17 protein-coding genes are annotated in these 18,429 nt (G+C 34.6%); 7 read left to right on the forward strand and 10 right to left on the reverse strand.

Annotated elements, in window-relative coordinates; genetic code table 11:
• Nucleotides 1-8: 8 nt before the first annotated feature.
• The 7 genes from NE665_RS05120 to qatD all read left to right on the forward strand — a co-directional run bounded on the left by NE665_RS05120 (nucleotide 9) and on the right by qatD (nucleotide 9,515).
• Nucleotides 9-1,964 carry a hypothetical protein gene (locus NE665_RS05120; protein WP_101629281.1) on the forward strand — a complete coding sequence of 652 codons (1,956 nt, stop codon included), beginning with the start codon at nucleotides 9-11 and terminating at the stop codon, nucleotides 1,962-1,964.
• A gap of 2 nt (nucleotides 1,965-1,966) precedes the next feature.
• Entirely contained in the window at nucleotides 1,967-2,617 is a 651-nt protein-coding gene (locus NE665_RS05125; RefSeq protein ID WP_009243732.1) for an ATP-binding cassette domain-containing protein, read from the forward strand.
• 265 nt (nucleotides 2,618-2,882) lie between these two features.
• Entirely contained in the window at nucleotides 2,883-4,910 is a 2,028-nt protein-coding gene (gene brxL, locus NE665_RS05130) for a protease Lon-related BREX system protein BrxL (RefSeq protein WP_195295302.1), read from the forward strand.
• Nucleotides 4,911-6,737, forward strand: a complete 1,827-nt coding sequence (locus tag NE665_RS05135; protein WP_256302475.1) for a P-loop NTPase fold protein — start codon at nucleotides 4,911-4,913, stop codon at nucleotides 6,735-6,737.
• A gap of 3 nt (nucleotides 6,738-6,740) precedes the next feature.
• Nucleotides 6,741-7,508 carry a hypothetical protein gene (locus NE665_RS05140; RefSeq protein ID WP_195295785.1) on the forward strand — a complete coding sequence of 256 codons (768 nt, stop codon included), beginning with the start codon at nucleotides 6,741-6,743 and terminating at the stop codon, nucleotides 7,506-7,508.
• A complete protein-coding gene (gene qatC, locus NE665_RS05145) occupies nucleotides 7,505-8,791 on the forward strand; it encodes a Qat anti-phage system QueC-like protein QatC (RefSeq protein WP_256302476.1) in 1,287 nt (428 codons plus the stop codon). Before NE665_RS05140 ends, qatC begins: the two co-directional genes overlap by 4 nt.
• A complete protein-coding gene (qatD, locus tag NE665_RS05150) occupies nucleotides 8,784-9,515 on the forward strand; it encodes a Qat anti-phage system TatD family nuclease QatD (RefSeq protein WP_256302477.1) in 732 nt (243 codons plus the stop codon). Before qatC ends, qatD begins: the two co-directional genes overlap by 8 nt.
• 47 nt (nucleotides 9,516-9,562) lie before the next feature.
• Here the strand turns inward: qatD and NE665_RS05155 are convergent, their stop codons facing one another.
• From NE665_RS05155 to NE665_RS05200, 10 genes are all read right to left on the reverse strand, one after another.
• The gene (locus tag NE665_RS05155; protein WP_195294484.1) at nucleotides 9,563-11,035 is read right to left on the reverse strand and encodes a lysozyme family protein; all 1,473 of its coding nucleotides are present in this window, start codon (nucleotides 11,033-11,035) and stop codon (nucleotides 9,563-9,565) included.
• Between the two features lie 36 nt (nucleotides 11,036-11,071).
• Nucleotides 11,072-13,426 (reverse strand): VirB4-like conjugal transfer ATPase, CD1110 family, encoded by a 2,355-nt coding sequence (locus NE665_RS05160; protein WP_195294486.1) that lies wholly within the window; start codon nucleotides 13,424-13,426, stop codon nucleotides 11,072-11,074.
• Between the two features lie 356 nt (nucleotides 13,427-13,782).
• A complete protein-coding gene (locus NE665_RS05165) occupies nucleotides 13,783-14,022 on the reverse strand; it encodes a hypothetical protein (RefSeq protein ID WP_117445871.1) in 240 nt (79 codons plus the stop codon).
• Nucleotides 14,023-14,082: 60 nt separating this feature from the next.
• The gene (locus NE665_RS05170) at nucleotides 14,083-14,268 is read right to left on the reverse strand and encodes a hypothetical protein (RefSeq protein WP_195294490.1); all 186 of its coding nucleotides are present in this window, start codon (nucleotides 14,266-14,268) and stop codon (nucleotides 14,083-14,085) included.
• Nucleotides 14,269-14,519: 251 nt separating this feature from the next.
• Complete coding sequence (locus NE665_RS05175; RefSeq protein WP_195294492.1) at nucleotides 14,520-14,729, reverse strand: hypothetical protein; 210 nt, start codon at nucleotides 14,727-14,729, stop codon at nucleotides 14,520-14,522.
• A gap of 9 nt (nucleotides 14,730-14,738) precedes the next feature.
• Nucleotides 14,739-15,233: a helix-turn-helix transcriptional regulator gene (locus tag NE665_RS05180; RefSeq protein WP_195294494.1), complete on the reverse strand. Its 495-nt coding sequence runs from the start codon at nucleotides 15,231-15,233 to the stop codon at nucleotides 14,739-14,741.
• Nucleotides 15,234-15,314: 81 nt separating this feature from the next.
• A complete protein-coding gene (locus tag NE665_RS05185) occupies nucleotides 15,315-16,145 on the reverse strand; it encodes a hypothetical protein (RefSeq protein WP_195294496.1) in 831 nt (276 codons plus the stop codon).
• A gap of 12 nt (nucleotides 16,146-16,157) precedes the next feature.
• On the reverse strand, nucleotides 16,158-16,460 hold the full coding sequence (locus NE665_RS05190; RefSeq protein WP_195294498.1) for a glutamyl-tRNA amidotransferase: 303 nt from the start codon (nucleotides 16,458-16,460) through the stop codon (nucleotides 16,158-16,160).
• Nucleotides 16,447-18,237: a VirD4-like conjugal transfer protein, CD1115 family gene (locus tag NE665_RS05195; RefSeq protein WP_195294529.1), complete on the reverse strand. Its 1,791-nt coding sequence runs from the start codon at nucleotides 18,235-18,237 to the stop codon at nucleotides 16,447-16,449. The genes NE665_RS05190 and NE665_RS05195 overlap by 14 nt, the downstream gene beginning before the upstream one ends.
• Nucleotides 18,224-18,427, reverse strand: coding sequence for a hypothetical protein (locus NE665_RS05200; protein WP_195294500.1), 204 nt, complete (start codon nucleotides 18,425-18,427; stop codon nucleotides 18,224-18,226). Before NE665_RS05200 ends, NE665_RS05195 begins: the two co-directional genes overlap by 14 nt.
• Nucleotides 18,428-18,429 lie beyond the last annotated feature (2 nt).

The following is an 18,429-nucleotide window of genomic DNA, read 5'->3' on the forward strand; positions in this document are numbered from 1 at the left end:
CGTATGTTATGAAAAAATTTTTAAAGATTTTTATTTTCCTTGAAGTCATACTCTTTGCATATATTTTTAATACTTCTATTTACAACATTTATGAAAAGAATAACATTGCTACTGAGAATTTAAAAGGGTATGTTTTAGAAGAAACATCGCCAGAAATTCTCGACAAATTTTATACAATATTTACAGAAGAATATTCTCAAAATAAATTAGAACTCATTAACAATACGCTCACTTCCACAGATAAATCTGTTTATGATTTATATTGCTATCCATTAAATGAGTTTACACAAAAACAGCCTATATCTTCCTCTATTTTGTTTCAATATCATGAATTGCAAAAGGAAGATTTTTTAGATAGTGTTGGTGTATTCTATACAGATTTACCAGCTAACGCAATTAAAGAGATAGCTTCTCAACTGTCCGTCGCAATAAATAACTTTGAAAATGACGCTATTCCGTATAGTATGGTATTAGAATTGAATCTTCTGAATTTTGTAATCTTATTTATTGTACTTCAAATCATATACTGTATTTATACGTCTTATAGTTTGAAAAAAATAGGTATTAAAAAAAGCATGGGCTTTTCTACTATACATATTTTAAAGGAGCAAATTACCAGTGTAATAAAATATTTTGCTGTAATATGTTTAGTATTACTGTTCTTGCTAAATTTATATTACGCATTAACAAACAGATATGATTTTTCTTATTTAGCAACAAGTGTACTGTTCTTTATTGGTGTTTTAGCTATAAATATACTTTGTGTTTTAATTACAAGTATTTTAATTAAGTTTGTTTCTTTAGAGGCAATGATAAAAAATAAGACTTTAAATAGCGGCACAAATATTGTAGTTCAGGCTATAAAAATAATTTTTTCGGTAATAATCGCTATCACTATTATTTCATTGCTGAATCAGGGGAACTCATTTAGACAAAGCCAACAAGCTGTTTTAGATTATAAGTATCTGGACGGATATTATACCGCTAATGGTTTTAATTCATCGGAGTATGATTATGCGTTAGCAAACACAGACATATTAGAAAAATATTCTGAACAAACATTAGAGATGTATAATCATAACCATTCACTACTATGTGATTTTAGGACAGACGGTGGTTTGCAGACATCACGCCCCTATTATGAACAACAGCTTGTTATTGCAAATAGAAATTATCTGAATGAATTTTCAAATATCCAGCTCAGTGGAAAACCATTGGGAGAAGATATATTTAGTGAACCAACAGTATTAGTTCCACATAAATATAAGAATGATGAAAATTCTATTAGCGAATATATTAAGCAAGAATATTTCCGATTGATGAATTACAATCAATTTTATGGAATACCGGGAGAAGAAAAAACTATTGATAAATTTAATGTTGTTTATATAGACGATGATTCTACGATAAAAGTCAATACAGAAAATGGTTTTTCGGATATGGCTAATCCTGTTATCATTGTTGATACGGGCAATTTTGCAGGACTTTACTATTTGGATTCTTTAAATACAAGGTGTTTATTTTTTCAAATGGAGTCAAGAGAAGATTTTTCTTCTTTGTTATCAGAATATGATTTAGAGCAATTAGTTACAGCTGGAACATTACTTACACCTTATTTAATGCAACTTGAAAATGTGACATTCGTTCTTAAAACACTCACTATGTTTACGATTGTCTTTATAGTGTCTTTACTGTTTATTTTGTATATTTCAAATTATGTGGACATTTTTGTAAATCGAAAGAGATATGCGGCAAAAGAGATTTTAGGATTCTCTCATTTTAGGACACTGAAAAATCGGTATATTTTTTGGGGAATCGAAATAATTATATCAGGCGTATTAACTGCTATAAATTATTATTTTGCTTGCCTTTTTGCGATTATACTTATTGACTACATATTCTGCGAATTGCTTTATAGAATTTATATCTCAAACGCTTTATATGAGATTGAAAAGGGGGCATAAGTATGTCATTGATTACATTAAAGAACGTCAAAAAAGAATATGGGAAAAATCAGGTTCTATTTGAAAATTTATCTTTAGAAATAGAAAAAGGCGAATTTGTGGGGCTTGTAGGGAAAAGCGGGGCAGGTAAAACGACACTTTTAAATATAATAGGATTGATTACTGATATATCCGAGGGAACAATCACTATTGATAGTCATAAAAATTTGTCCATGAACGGTAAAAATGCTATGATTTTGAGAAGATATACAATAGGCTATCTATTTCAAAATTATGGACTAATAGAAGATGAAAGCGTGTTGTGGAATTTAAAATTAGCTCTTGAATATAAAAAAGTAAAAAAAGAAGAAAAACTGAAACTAATCAATAAGTATTTAAAGCAATTTGAGCTAAGTGACATGCTTAACAAAAAAGTATATCAGTTAAGCGGTGGAGAGCAACAGCGAATTGCAATTATTAAATTGATTTTGCAAGGAAGTCAGATTATATTAGCTGATGAACCAACTTCTGGACTTGATAAAGAGAACGAATTGATAGTGATGAAACTTTTGAAAGAATTAAATGAAAAGGGCATTACTATAATCATGGTCACTCACAACATGAATTTGTGCGATTGTTTTTCCAGAGTTATAAATGTAGAAAACTTTAGATAGTTTGTTAAAGGGAGATACGCGGTTTTATTATACGTGCAATCTCCCTTTATATTTCGTCATATCAAGACTCATATTCAATTATGGTAAATTCGTGGTAAAACACTTATTTTTTCAAGTGATGAACAGCCCTTAAATGCTGTATTTATGCGGATAATCGGATTTTCTATATCAAGTTTGAATATAAGCCTATAACAACGTATGAGCTGTTAGACTTTTACGATGAAGATTAAATGTTTAAAGAACATAAAGATTGGGGAGTGAGATAATGGATCATGTTTGTGCTAATCGAGAAGAAATAAAAGAAAAGTTAAGAGATAATTTTAGTGGTAAGATTGTTCGCAAAGATCTAACGAAGAAAATAAAAGAAGGAGCCAATGTGCCAGTTTATGTACTGGAGTTTTTGCTTGGCCAATATTGTGGTTCTGATGATGAAGAGATTATCGAACAAGGAGTTGAAAAGGTAAAAAAGATACTGGCAGATAACTTTGTTCGTCCAGATGAAGCACAAAAGACCCTATCGGTTTTAAGGCAAAAAGGTTCTTATACCGTTATTGATCGAATTACTGTTTCCTTAGATATTAAACGAGATATATATGTAGCTGAATTCTCCAATCTTGGTGTTAAAGATATTCCTATTTCAGAAGAGTATCCTGAAAAATATGATCGTTTATTATGTGGAGGCATCTGGTGTATTGTTCAATTGGAATATGAAAATCCAATCAGAATTTTAAAATTGAATCCAATCCAAATGCCACGTGTTGAAATAAAAGAATATAAAGCTAATAGAGCAAATTTCACAAAAGAAGAATGGATAGATGTTTTGTTGCGCTCTATAGGTATGGAGCCAGATAAATTAACTGAAAGAGAAAAGTGGTTGCTATTATTAAGAATGGTACCACTAGTTGAAAATAACTTTAACTTGTGTGAATTAGGACCACGTAGTACAGGTAAATCACATCTATATAAGGAAATATCACCAAATAGCATACTTGTATCTGGCGGTCAGACTACAGTAGCTAATCTTTTCTACAACATGGGCAGAAAACAGGTTGGCCTTGTTGGCTTATGGGATTGTATAGCTTTTGATGAAGTTGCTGGTATCAAGTTTAAAGATAATGATGGAATTCAGATCATGAAAGATTATATGGCATCCGGATCTTTTGCACGTGGAAAAGAAGAAAAAGCTGCCAGTGCTTCAATGGTATTTGTTGGTAACATAAATCAAAGTGTTGATGTACTATTAAAAACATCATCGTTATTTGATCCGTTTCCACCTGAAATGGGTACAGATACTGCATTCTTAGATCGTATGCATTGTTATATTCCAGGATGGGAAATTCCTAAATTTAGGCCAGAACACTTCACAGATGATTACGGTTTTATAACGGATTATTTATCTGAAGTATTAAGAACACTGCGTAAAGATCAGCAAGGTGATGCTTTAGATAAATACTATAAGTTAGGCAAAAATTTGAATCAAAGAGATACTATTGCGGTTAGGAAAATGGTATCTGGATTAATAAAGCTAGTATATCCTGATGGCAATTACAGTAAGGAAGAATTAGAAAAAGTATTGCGTATAGCTTTAGAAATGAGAAGAAGAGTCAAAGAACAGCTTAAGAAAATAGGTGGTATGGAATTCTATGACGTTAACTTCTCATATAGAGATAACGAAACATTTGAAGAAAAATATGTATCAGTTCCTGAACAGGGTTCCAGCACATTGATTCCAGAAGGTATGTGTAATCCAGGACAAGTTTATACTGTGGCTGAAGGTAAAAATGGTATGATTGGATTGTTCCGTCTTGAATCACAAATGTTGCCAGGCAATGGAAAACTAACGAGAACTGGTATTGGAACTGATCGTGATACTAAAGAGGCAACAGACATTGCATTTAACTATCTGAAGGCGAATGCAAGCCGTATTTCTCAGTCTATCAGTACAACGACTAAGGATTATTTGATTGATTATCGTGACTTACAAGGAATAGGTATGACATCAAAACTTGCGATGCCAACTTTAATTGCTATATGTTCTATTGCATTAAGTAAGCCAACATTATCTTCGTTGGCAATTTTAGGTGATATTACAATAAGTGGTACTGTCATGAAGGCAGATAATTTAGCAAATAGTTTACAAGTCTGTTTGGACTCAGGAGCTAAAAAAGTATTGTTGCCAATTACATCGGCCGCAGATCTTGCAACTGTACCAAGTGATTTAGTCGGAAGATTCAGCTTGATTTTCTATAGTAGTGCAGAAGATGCAGTGTATAAAGCTTTGGGGGTAGAGTAAATGTGGAAAGATAATGAGACTGAACTTGACTTTCTTGATTATGACTATTTGATTAAAACAGTCCAGAACATAGTTACAAATGACTCTCTTTTACCTGCAAGTATAGGTATCTATGGTGATTGGGGAAGTGGGAAATCAAGTTTGATGCGTATGAGCAAAAAACAATTGGAAGAACTAGATAAAGATATCAAATGCGTTTATTTTAATGGATGGCTTTTCGAAAATTATGAAGACGCAAAGACATCAATCCTAGGGACAATTCTTGACGAAATTAATAAGAATACTAGTTTAAGTGAAAAAGCAAAGAGTATTATAAAAGGATTATATAAAAGTGTTGATAAATTTAAATTGGCTAAAAATTCACTAAAACTAGTAACTGATATTTGGATGACAGGTGGAATTGCCTCAATGATTGATTACTCCATGAAAACATTCTTACAGAGTACGAATATAATGCAAGAGGAAAAAAATGTTAATAATGTTATATCCACTATCAAAGATGAGCTTAATAATAAGAATTTACGTGATGACATTAGCAAATTTCAATCGGAATTTGGAGAACTATTGAAAGAGTCCAAAATTAGTCGTTTGGTTGTTTTTATTGATGAGCTTGATAGATGCAGACCAGATACAATTTTGGATACTTTAGAAGCAATAAAATTATTCCTTTTTAATGGAAAAGTAGCGTTCGTTATAGGCGCAGATGAGCGTCATATATCGTATGCTGTTAAAAGTAAGTTTAAAGATATTGAAGGAATCCAAATCGATATAGGAAAGGAATATCTTGAAAAGCTAATTCAATATCCAATCCGTATTCCAAGACTTGATTCCGATGAAGTTGAGATATATCTTACTTGTTTATTATTGGAGTCTGAATTATCAAATGAAGAGTTTAAGAAGGTTCTGCAATGGGTTAAAGAGGAAAAAGAAAAAGATTTTGAAAGTTTTAAAATCGAAAATGTTACTAACTTATTTGTAAATGATAAGAGTTTATGTGAATCAATTACAACGAATTTAACTGTTGCTCGTCAACTATCTTCAGTTCTTTCAAATGGCCTACATGGCAATCCAAGACAGTGCAAACGATTTTTAAATTCAATGTATATGAGGCTAGATATGGCATCTTATAAAAACAAAAAGCTGGATAGTAGAATTTTAGCGAAAATAATGATGTTGGAATACATAAAACCAAGGATTTTTAATAAGATCGCTGAAATGGCAAGAAGTAATACTTTGAAACAGGAATTATCACAGTTTGAAGAAGGAAAACTCGAGAATATTACAGAATTAAAAACATGGGTTGATGATGAATGGTTTTTGCGATGGTGTAAATTTGAACCACATTTAGCTAATGAATCATTAAATATTTATTTTTATTTCACAAGAACATCATTGGATGAAAAGATAAGTAGAGTTTCAAGAATTCTTTCTCCAAATGGACAAGTCATTCTGGATTCTTTGTTGTCGAAATCAGATATAAAAGTAAAACAAGCACTAAAAAAAGTTGAAGAAATCTCTGACGCTGAATCTGCCACCATATTAGATGCAATGTATTCGTCATTATCAGCAGATACTTCAATTAGTAAAGAACTTTTTAGTGCGTTTTTGGAATTTGCAGAAGGAAAATCGTTATTAACTAGTGATACGTTGAATTACATGCAATCATTATCAGGCTCCCAAATTAGTTTAGGTTGCGCAAGCTATGTAGTTGATTATGGCAAAAAAATGAACAAAAAACAAGAAGTTCAAAATATTGCAGTAATGTGGGGAAGTACAAATAAAGAACTTCAAAAGGCAATCGAATCTTTATTAGAGGCAGAGGAGTAGTTTATGGGTACGTCAAGCATTTTTAACGGAAGAACAGATAAAAACGCACTATTACCTAATGATTTTAATAATGATGAAAATTCTCCCATTGATCAATCCGAAGTTGTAAAATGGCAAACTGTTAAATCTGATTTTTCAAAGTACATTAATAGTGGTGGAAACAAAGGGTCTTTGAAACATATCGCAAAACAATATGTGAAAGCTGCAGGTGGTACTAATAAACTAGTTGCACAATCTAAATCGGGCATTAGAGCTGGTGTGAATTTTGGCACATTCTTTAACAGTATTTATGAGAATGGAATTGAAATTACACTTTATAATTTCGGTATAAACAATGCGAATCTTTCAGTTAGAGAAATTTTTTCAAGACTAGTTGACGTAATATCGCCTTTGTCAAACACAAAAGAAGATATTACTGCAAGAAAGGCAATGGTTGAGGCTTTATCAGAAGTGTATGATTATGTTGAAAAAAATGATTTAAATGTGGAGTGCTTAAATAGCATGCCAAAGGAATTAATGAACATTGCATTAAGAGATTATATAGCTTCATACATATGGATAACGATGATGAAAGATTTGGATAGCAGGTTGGAAAAATATATATCAAATGCTCAAAATGCGGCGTTAGTAGAAAGAAAATTTAAGGAGCTAATTGCAGGAATCGTGGATGTTCAGTTTAAATCACAAGGGGATATTGTAAATCAACAGGTAGGAGTAGTAATACAGGATTTATATACGAAATGCTTAAAAGTTCTGGAGGGAATAATATGATTATTAATGCTAAGATAGATAAAGAAGATACATTTCAAACTGAAGAAAATAGTGTGGAAATCAATTTCTCAAATCATGAAACATTCTCTTATACTTTTTGGCATAATAAACACGTATTACCATATTGGTATTCAAATCAAGCCTTGGATTTGTTATACATTTCTCTAGCTGTTTTCGCTGCAGATCGTTTGTGTTTAAGAAGCTCTTCTTTAGATGGTTGGAGTAGAGAGTTTAAGATATTTATACCTGTTTTAGAAATTGACAAATGGAACATTGCAAAAGAGTTATTGGAAAATATGCTTTCTTTCTTAAGTGGAGATAGTTGGGAATTTATATTTAGAAAAAGAGAGTTATACCAGTTCGAAAGAAACAAATATGATGTTTGGAAAAAATCAAATAGCACCTCTACAGATTATGATCAGTTATGTATGTTTTCAGGTGGTTTGGATTCTTTTGTTGGTGCTATTGATTTGTTAGAAACTGAGAAAAAGAAAACCTTGTTTATTAGCCATTATGGTGGAGGTAAAGGAACAAAAGAATATCAAGATATTCTTAAAGAAAAGTTTGTTATTGAGTACGGATTAAATGCACAGGATTTTCATCAGTACTATGCGAAAGTTGTAAGTGGTGTAGAAGATACTACAAGAACTCGTTCGTTTATGTTTTTTTCTCATGCAATCGCAGTAGCTTCATGTTTTCATAAACACATCGATTTAATTATTCCAGAAAATGGATTTATTTCTTTGAATATACCGAGCACATTTTCTAGAATAGGAACAAGTAGTACAAGAACTACTCATCCTTATTATATGGAAATGTTCCAAGAATTATTAAAAATATTGGAATTACCCGTATTGTTATATAATCCATATCAATTTAAAACTAAAGGCGAAATGCTTAAGGAATGCAAAAATCAGTCTTTTATGATAGAAAATATAGAAAACACAATGTCTTGCTCTCATCCTGATAATGGAAGAATGCTAGGAGAAACTCAAGCACGTCATTGTGGTTATTGCCTGCCATGCGTTATAAGACAAGCAGCCATGAAAAAAGCTGGAATACATGACAAAAGTTCATATAGAGATAGATTATTTAAAAATTGTGAAGTGGCAAAAACCAACTTAAATTCATATCGATTAGGCTTTGAAGATTTCAATCCAAAATATGCTTTTATGGTAATTCAACTAAGTGGTAGAATATCGAATAATATTAATGAATTTACTGAATTATATATTAGAGGTATGGAGGAGATGAAGTCATATTTGGAGGATTTATATGAATGATTTTATAATGGATTCACATATGCATTTCGATCTATATGATAACAAAAATACAGTATTAAACTATATAGAGACAAATAAGTCGTATACTATAGCAATGACCAATTTGCCTATACTATATGAAAAATATAAAGAAAAGTATACAGGATTTCGTTATATAAGGATTGCTTTAGGATTCCATCCGGAGCTTTCTCATGATTATAAAAATCAAATTAATTTATTCAAAAAGAACATCAATACTACTAGGTATATTGGAGAAATTGGTTTAGATTATTATCATAAAAGCGAAGAAGATAAGTCTGATCAAAGATTGGTTTTTGAAGAAATCATCTCCACATGTAATAAGGCAGGCAATAAAATTTTGAGCATTCATACAAGAAATGCAGAAAAAGATTGTCTTGACATATTGTCTTCATTTAATGGTAAAGTGATTTTTCACTGGTATAGTGGAGGTATTACTTGTTTACGAACGGCAATTGACAGAGGTTATTATTTCTCCATAAACCACCAAATGATTAAGTCCAATAACGGAAGAAAGATCATTAACGAGCTTCCAATCAATAGAATACTTATAGAAAGTGATGCTCCGTTTACTGTTGGATTGAAAGATAATTATAATTTTAGTTTTTTTCAAGAGGTTATCAATTATTTGTCTATAGTACATAACATAGATAATTATGAAATTCAAAACCATATTAAACATAACTTTAAAGAGATATTAATGTAAAATGTATTACACACAAGATTATTTGAAATGAGTTTCTTTGCCGTTATTTACTTTAGATTGGCAAATACCACACCTTTATAATAAGATCTTAACTGATTCAATGTATAGGTGACTGTATGCCAGTCCATTTTTGCATCTTGGAAGGTATTTGTCTTGCCGTCAAGGTTTCCTTCCTGGATAGTAACATAATCCCCATCGACAGCAATGACGATACCAACATGATTGACACCAACACCGGAGAAGACAGACCCAGGTTTTGGTGTTAGTGATCTTTCAAATAAGTCCTGATGAGCAGCTACCAACTGGTCTACACAGTTCCATCCATTACCAGTAAATCCTGGATCATATCCATATAATTCATAGAATCTGCCCCAGGCAAACCATGTGCATTGGCCATATAAGCCAACTCTTGCATATGGGTTTTTTGTTATCCAGGCTTCCATATTGTTAAAGTTAGGATTGATACCACCTCTAAATGTAACAGGTACATATTGCATGACATGATCTACATATTCTGGATCACCATATGTTGATGTATTTAGTTTTGCTTTCATATCATCTGAAAACAATTGGGCATTGTATTTTGAATAGCCTCCAAAGTTGCTGATTGCCCATTCAATATAGCCATTTCCATAGTTATATCCCTGTATAGCCATATATAGATGTTCTGTATCGGATTTGTCTTTTACATTAGCTCTATTTAGGCAATCGGCAAATGATTTAACACCACATTCGATTGAATATTCAGGATCAGTTATCCCGTTAGGTACTCTTGGATATTTTGTATTGAACACTGATTCACTGCATTGCATTGGATCATTTCCTAGTCCTTTAGATTCCTGCATCATAATGGCTGCTAGTATTGGAACATAGTCTACAATTCCATTTTCTTCTGCATATCTTGTTATCGTTTCTTCGTAGGCGATGACTTCCGGACTTAATGGAATGATCATGCTGTTGCTGCCACCATCCTGAGCTAAAACAGAGAAAGTGCCGATAAATAGCGTCATTATCACAATAAGTATGACTCCGGTACCGAAAGATAATAGTGCATTGATTCCACCAATTGTCTTTTTAACAACATTAAAGGAAACTGATATGAATTTAGCTGATGTCTGTATTGCTGGTCTAGTAATAATTCGATCTGCTGCTTCCTTGATGCTTGAAGCTTTGATCTTTTTCTGTACATATCGCTTAGCTTTTGACATATAAGTAACTTTAGGTATAGAAGAATCCATGATTGCTGTGGTACGCTCTATTTGCCTCTTTGTACGATGCTGTTCCAGTTTCTGCTTAACATATTTCTTTGCTCGAAAGGCTGACTCATATGCAGTTGATTTAGCGGTAGTGCTGATGTTATCTATAGCTCTTGCAGATGCATTTGCTTTAGGAGATGGTGAATCTTCTTTATTGTTTTCTTTACTGTGGATGGTTTGCTGTTTGATAAAGTGATTTAGATTCTCTTTGGAATCCTTCGTTTTAATGGTTTGTATTGATTGCTTGGTTTTGATGCTGTTCATTCTTGTCTCCTTTAAAAAATGGGACAAGCATTCAGCTTATCCCTTATAGTTTCTCTTATTGATCATTTCTTTACGATCACTTGGTTTTGTTGTATTCAGATTATAAAGTTTTCCTTTTGGCATCTTGTTTATAAATGGCACGATGGATCCACCATATTTGATCAATCCGCAGCCAGTCTGGGCATTAGTTATATAGCTCATTTGTTCTTCAGATATGTTAAGCAGCTTCGCCAGATCCTCCCTGTCATTAGGTGATTGATTCAGCATCACAATGAATAATGAATTAGACAACATGCTTGTACCTTGCTGCGAAGAAAGAAGATACTTAACATTTTGAGTAATACCGGTAGGGAAGGCATCCCTTTTTCTGAATTGTCGCCATGCTGAAGCAAAGAATGTCGCTGATTCCTCGTTTTCAAATATGACATGGATCTCATCAATGAATACATGTGTACGTTTGCCTTTACGCCAGTTTTCATTCACCCGGTTGATAATGGCATCTGTAATGACAAGCAGCCCCATTGTCTTAAGCTGTTTTCCAAGATTAAAGATATTGAATGACAATACTCTTGATTTGATGTTTACGTTGGTTTCATGAGCAAAGATATTCAACGATCCATTTGTGAACAGTTCGAGTTTGATTGCAAGTGATTTTGCTTCGGTTTCTGGCTGATCCAATAACTTCTTATATAGATGCTTAAGAGTAGGGGTATAGTGACCATTGAAAGCATCCTGGTAAACATAGGCAACACAACGGTCAATAATACTCTTGTCAGTTGAAGAAATTCCACCATGATTGGTATCCAACTGCTCAAATAAAGACATAACGAATTGTGATTTATCAGCAATTGAGTTGCCAGAATCACCATATCCTTCAGCCATATCCATTGCATTGATATGATCGGAACTGTTAGTACCAATATCAATGACCTGGCCACCAAAGGCTTTGACAATCGGATCATATTCTCCCTCAGGATCGGCAATGATGACATCGTCATCTGTAGACATGATGATGAATTCGATTTCCTCTTTTGTTAAGAAAGACTTACCTGATCCAGGTACTCCTAGTACAAAGGCATTAGGATTCTGCAGCAGTTCCTTGTTGCAGAGAATCGGATTGTTGGTGATGGCGTTCTGGCCATACCAAATACCACCTTTGTCCATGATTTCCTGAGCACGGAAGGGAATGAATACCGCTGCACTTTCAGTTAATAGTGTTCTTGTTATATTCAATCGATTGACACCGATCGGTAGAGCAGTAACAAGCCCATCCAGCTGTCTTTTGGCAAAATATAATGTATCCAGTTCACATACATACTTTCTGGCGATTGACTTGAGTGTTTCGGTGTCCTTATCAAGTTCTTCCAAAGTATCAGCCAGATGGACCAGAGCAATATTGCACAGCATCATTCTTTGGTCCCTTACGATCAGATCATCTAGGAATTCCTTACATTCCTTTCGCTGCAGTTCCATGTCATAGGGAATGATGGCTGAGAAGTTGTTGTTGCGGTTCTGCTTCATTTGCCAGTCGGTAATGTTCTTTTCTACGCCGAGGAATTTGTTTTCAACTTCTCTGACTGCTTCATCAGTAGGAATGGATATGATATCCATTGAATACATGAGATTGCGGTTCAGATCGCATAGTTCCGATACGAATTCATCCTTCAGAAAACCAGGGTAATTGTTTAGATACAGTACACGGCCATATTTGTTATCGAACTGGAAATAGCGGCTCTTGTATTTGCATATGCCTGGTGTGATCAGATCTTTGAAGGAATGGCCTTTCTTGGCAAGATCATTCATGTCATATACCAATTCATCATTTTCATTTCGATAGAAGTCATGTAGGATCTTCAGTCTTTCTTCTGCATCAAGTTCAATACAGGCGCTGCCAAGTCTAGAGAACAGCGTTGTAAACTCCGATGTGATTCTTGAAAAGGTGAATCTAGCTTCATCGATATTGCTTTTGAATACTGTGACTGTAATGTATTTTTCCTGGATGATATCATCGCTTTCTGCCAGTTTTTGCAGCAGCATATCATTGTATTCCTGACGATATACATCCAATCCATCATCTTTCATAGGAATCAGAATATCATCCTTGAATTTCTTAAGATCAATCTTACGGTTGTTGATTGTGATCTTGGTCATAACGGATGAATCAAAGGAATTTAACAGATCACTATAGCTTAGGAACAGGTTGTTCTTGTCCTCGCCGGAAGCAATCTTGTAGTTGATATCCAGGAAGCGGTAGCTTTTGGAATACTTGTTTCCCATACGAAAAATACCATCCTTGTAGATGGTATCAACAGGGATGGTATCCTGAACGGTTCTAGGAACCTTTATTCTTTCTTTGTTTTGCTTTTTGATTCTTTCGAAGCTTTTTATCATGTACAATGGACTCCTTTCGTGATTTATCAATATAAGAAGAGAAGATTTCTTCATATAGGTTAAATGGCTTGTTGATCAATTGTGCTTTGTTCAGCATTAGGGAATAGAAGGCGGTCGATATGATTTCCTCCATATACATTCCCTGGAACCGGATAAAGCCAAAACAGGCAAATGGCAATACCCCAAGCATGCATAGCCAGCTTGTAACTTCCTGTCCTAGCTTATCTGAGCATGAAAAATAGATTATACAGGCAGATCCGCAGGCAAGTATTGAAAAGATACTTTGCCTTAGGGATAGTCCAAACAATATGGATTCTGTATAATCTCTTATTTCCTTATTGATTTTTACTTCGAAATTAGATTTCATAGCATCCATCCAATTCCTTTTCTTCGATATTGAATGGTGAAGAAGTAGCAAATAATATGTTGTTAACTGGAATTACAGTTTCACCAGTACTGGTGCTGATAATGGCATTCTTATCAGAATTCTTGATCTTGTACATTACCTTTTCCTTAAGTGGTAATGAAATTGGTTCGTTGATCACTACGCTGTCACCGTTGGTAAAGACGATAGTGTTTTTGATTGTTTTGTTCATTTAATTGTCCTTTCTATGAAAAAAATCCTACATATTGTAGGATTGAATAATAATTGGTAATTACTCTCCGTATTCAATTTTCATCCATCGAAGATTATACTCTTCTAAAGCATCATCATAATCTTCAAAGTGTTTGGTTGGACCATTTCCAATTACGCAGTAAACCTCTCTATCGTATCTACATCCAACTTTTAACAGTTTGACTCCGTGTTTTTCATAAATTAATTCTGAATCACCAAATTGCATTTTTAACCTCCATTGATTCGCAGTGTTTATAACTTCATAATAGTCAGGAATTACTTATGTTTCTAAATTCTTCTTCTGATTCGTAGATGTTGTCAGATGAAATACTGTTTTTATGACCACATTCAGTACATACCCAAACGTAGTGGTGGTCGTCAAATCCTGGTTGATCATTCAAATGAGCATTACAACGATCACAATACCAATCGATTCCTGGAAATCTATCAGACATATATTAACTCTCCTCCTTATTTTTATTCTTTAAAAGGTCTGGAAAATACTTTTCCACCAATCTTTACTAATTCATCAGCATGTTCAGAAATATAATCTGAAACAGGATGCCAAACCCTTTTGAATTTGAAGAATAATTTGCCATCTATATATTTTGTAGGGCAAGTATAAGTTCGACCTCCAGATGTTATCTGGCACCATTCCAAAATTTTATTAATACCTAGAACTAACATAAGTACCTCCTATTTGAATATTTTTGTCCAACTTGTGATATCAAGTTTTTCTATTGTGTTTTTTAAAAGATTAGGATTAGTGGCTCCTAAAGCATAACCCGCTGCGAAAGTACCAATACCAGCAGAAATTGCCAATAAAATATCTGTCCATTCTCTGGAAACATCTTTTCTTGAAATATCATTGGTCATAGCGGCTGGAGCTACAACATTTGCTTTAGATTTAAGTATGTCACGCAATTCTTCAGAATACTTATCTGGATTATCTACAAAAATGTCCAGTATATCATATAGCATCTTGCATTCATCTGGATGTGTACTCATTTCATCACTTAATACAGCACGAATGGCTATATAAGTTGTTTTTGTCATTTTTGATTTTAATCCTTCTAGATTAATGATTGTTTGCTTTGTCACTCCAATTTTATTTGCTAGCTCTTCAATGGTCCAACCAGCACTGCGACGGATGAGTTTTAAGTTTTCTTGAAGTAAATCAATCTCTGGCATACGGCCACCACCTTTGTAAATAAAGTATACAACAGATATACTATAAATACAATATAAAACTAAAGGTAAAATAATTTTACTTTAAAGTCCCATCATTTCTTTAACAATCCTATCTGACATCTTGATTGTTCCAACCAATACCAGCATATTGAATATCAATTCACCTATATAACTCCATATCATTGATACAGCTGATGCAGAAGTATCAATTGCTGGTGCTGATGAAGCAAAGGCTGAGAATATCACACATGACAATAGGATGATTGCTCCTTCAAGACATACACCAGCATAGCTTTTTATAAAGGTGAATGCTGTATTCTGTGTTGATTCACCAGCTGCTGCAGCCAGTGGAATAGGGGATATGGCTGTATACATATAGATCTTAAAGAATCGACCATACACAGTAAGAATCATAATAAATGAAAGTATGGTTATGAATACGGATCCAAGCAGAGTTACTGCCCATAGCGGTATTGATTCAAGAAAACCTGTATTGTTTACCGCATCAATAATTTCCTGTGGGATAACGGTGCTTTCAGCTGTTCCCAATCCAACCGTTCTGGTGATTGTTGAGATGACACCTTGTACTATCTCAAATATTCCAGTCATCAGTTCCATACCATACATGACAAGACCTCTTGCAATAACGAATCTAAGAAACAGCTTGAAGGCATGTTCTGGTCGTTTGATATCCTGCCAATTGGTACAGGTTCTAATCAGTCCCCATAGGAAGAATAATACCAATAGGGACAGACCGATTGCCTGTAATGCTCCATGAATCTTCACTATAATATTCCAAATATCACCACCTTTGAATGATTCCGGTGATTGAGTTAGTAACATCCATATCTCTGCCAGTTTTTCATTCCATGTATTTAGGGCGCTTGTTAGATTGTCGATGATTCCCTCCATGAAATCACCGCCTTATCCAACAATGATATTCAGTATCTCTTTGGCAAATGTAATGATGATGCCACCAGCTACAGTCATAAAACCATTAGCTCTTTGTGATGGATCGTGTGACTTCAAGGATAATCCAACCTGTACGATTCCTAATCCCAGAAGAATCATGCCAATAGCACGAATCAGTCCGAACATGAATTCAGAGAAGTTATTGACTACCGCAACCGGATCGTTGGCTGCAAATACAGGCATTGTCAGGTTTGCAGTTAGTACAAGTGCTGTGTATAAGATGAATAGTATCTTTTTGCATTTATTGAGTTTCATTATTTGATGTCTCCTTTTCTAGATTTTTGAAGTAATCATCCATTTCCTCATCTGATAACAGTTCATATTCGTTATCGCTGAGAAGGATGTTTTGCCAGTCATCAATGAAGTGGCTAGCTGTTCCATGAATATATGGTTTCTGTTTTCCATCGGTTGTCTCATTGATGTTTGGATGTTTCAGAAGATCATATTTCTTATCCATGATAGGCAGTTCGCCACGAATAAAAAGAAGTCCATAGTCATTGTTTAAAAGACGGACTTCATCGGGTGTTAATAGTTCTCTTCCAGTCTGCTGATAGTTGGTGGAGTAGCTTCCACTATGACCTGTGGATTTTCCGAAGGTATTGGTATCAAGCGTTTCCTTGCCAAGATATTCACTGATGAACTTATGGGTAGACTGCTCGTTGCCTCCAAGGTAGTAGAGTTCATCGCAGTTACCGACAATGGATTCCCAGCTATCTTTAAATAATGTTTTTATCTGTGCCAGATTTTGCAGGATGATTGATACAAAGATCTGACGGGAACGCATGGTAGAAAGCAGCTTGTCGAATTCATCTGGAAGGGCAACATTGGCAAATTCATCCATCAGAAAATGGACGGGGACAGGCAGTTCACCACCATATACATAATCGGCCTGGTAATACAGCATCTGGAAGAGCTGGGTATATAACATGCCGACAAGAAAGTTGAATGTTGAATCATTGTCTGGAATGACCGCAAAGAGGGCTGTCTTCCTTTCACCGATCTTATCAAGTTCCAGTTCATCAAATTTTGTCAGTGATGCCATCGAATCAAGATTGAATGCTGCCAGTCTTACGCCAACGGAAATCAGAATAGATTTTGCGGTCTTACCAGCTGCCTGCTTGTAGATCTGGTACTGTTTTAAAGCAAGTGAATCCGGATCTGATCTTTCCAGGTGATGGAACAGTTCATCAAGAGGTGACTCATATTCTTCATCATCCTCTTTTACTTCGGCATAGGTCAGCATTTCCATTACCATTGTAAAGTTCTGCTCATCTTCTGGAGCGTAATGGTACAGGTAAAGCATCAGTGCTTCCAGTAGTGCTGTCTCCGATTTTTCCCAGAAGGGATCCATGGATTGTGATCCTTTAGGAGTCGTATTGCGAATCAGATTGGTTATCAGCTTCAGGATATCCTTATCGCTTTGGATGTAGTGGAATGGATTATAGCCATGTGACTTTGACATATCAATCAGATCAATGACCTTGATTACATATCCTTCCTTTTCCAACATGTATCCTTCACTTCTTAATATTTCTCCCTTTGGATCCAGTACAACAAATGATGTATTGCACTGCATGATGTTAGGCTTGCAATAGAAGCGGGTCTTTCCGGCACCGGAACCACCAATGACAATGGTATTGAGATTCCTTCTGTGGATCTTGCCATTGAGTCCAATTCGGACATTCTGGCTGAGAAGCTTGTTTTCAAGATAGTTCTTGCTAGCATATTTCCTGTTTACATTTAAGGCATTGGCCCATTTGGCAGAACCATATTCAACTGTCCTTCGGTAGTTTTTCATTGTTGACAGATAGACCATTACACCAATTGCATAAATCAGGGTGAATATAAGAATCATTCTTGGCGTATTGTCGCACCAGGAAAAAGAAAAAGGGTGGTTGATTGCCTCGCTGATATAGGGAAGGGCATAAATCAAACCACCGCTTGAATAGGGTGCAATCAATATTGCGAACCAGATGACTGGTATTATCAGCAGTCCCAGAAAGATGTAATCGTCCTGCTTACGATCTTTCATAACCGCTTCTTGTCGGTGTGACTGGTGCATCGCAAACCTTGACAATCAGGGTATCAAGAAAGTCATGGTTCTTATGTTCCATGCGCTGCTTGTCCCTTAAGTCGGCCAGGGCTCTAACGATTATGCGCCTTTCCGTATCATCGACAATAATTCCAATCATTTGTTCATCATCTTTTCTTTTGCCAAACATAA

Origin of the sequence: Clostridium sp. DFI.1.208, assembly GCF_024463855.1 — a bacterium.
Taxonomy (GTDB): domain Bacteria; phylum Bacillota_I; class Bacilli_A; order Erysipelotrichales; family Erysipelotrichaceae; genus Clostridium_AQ.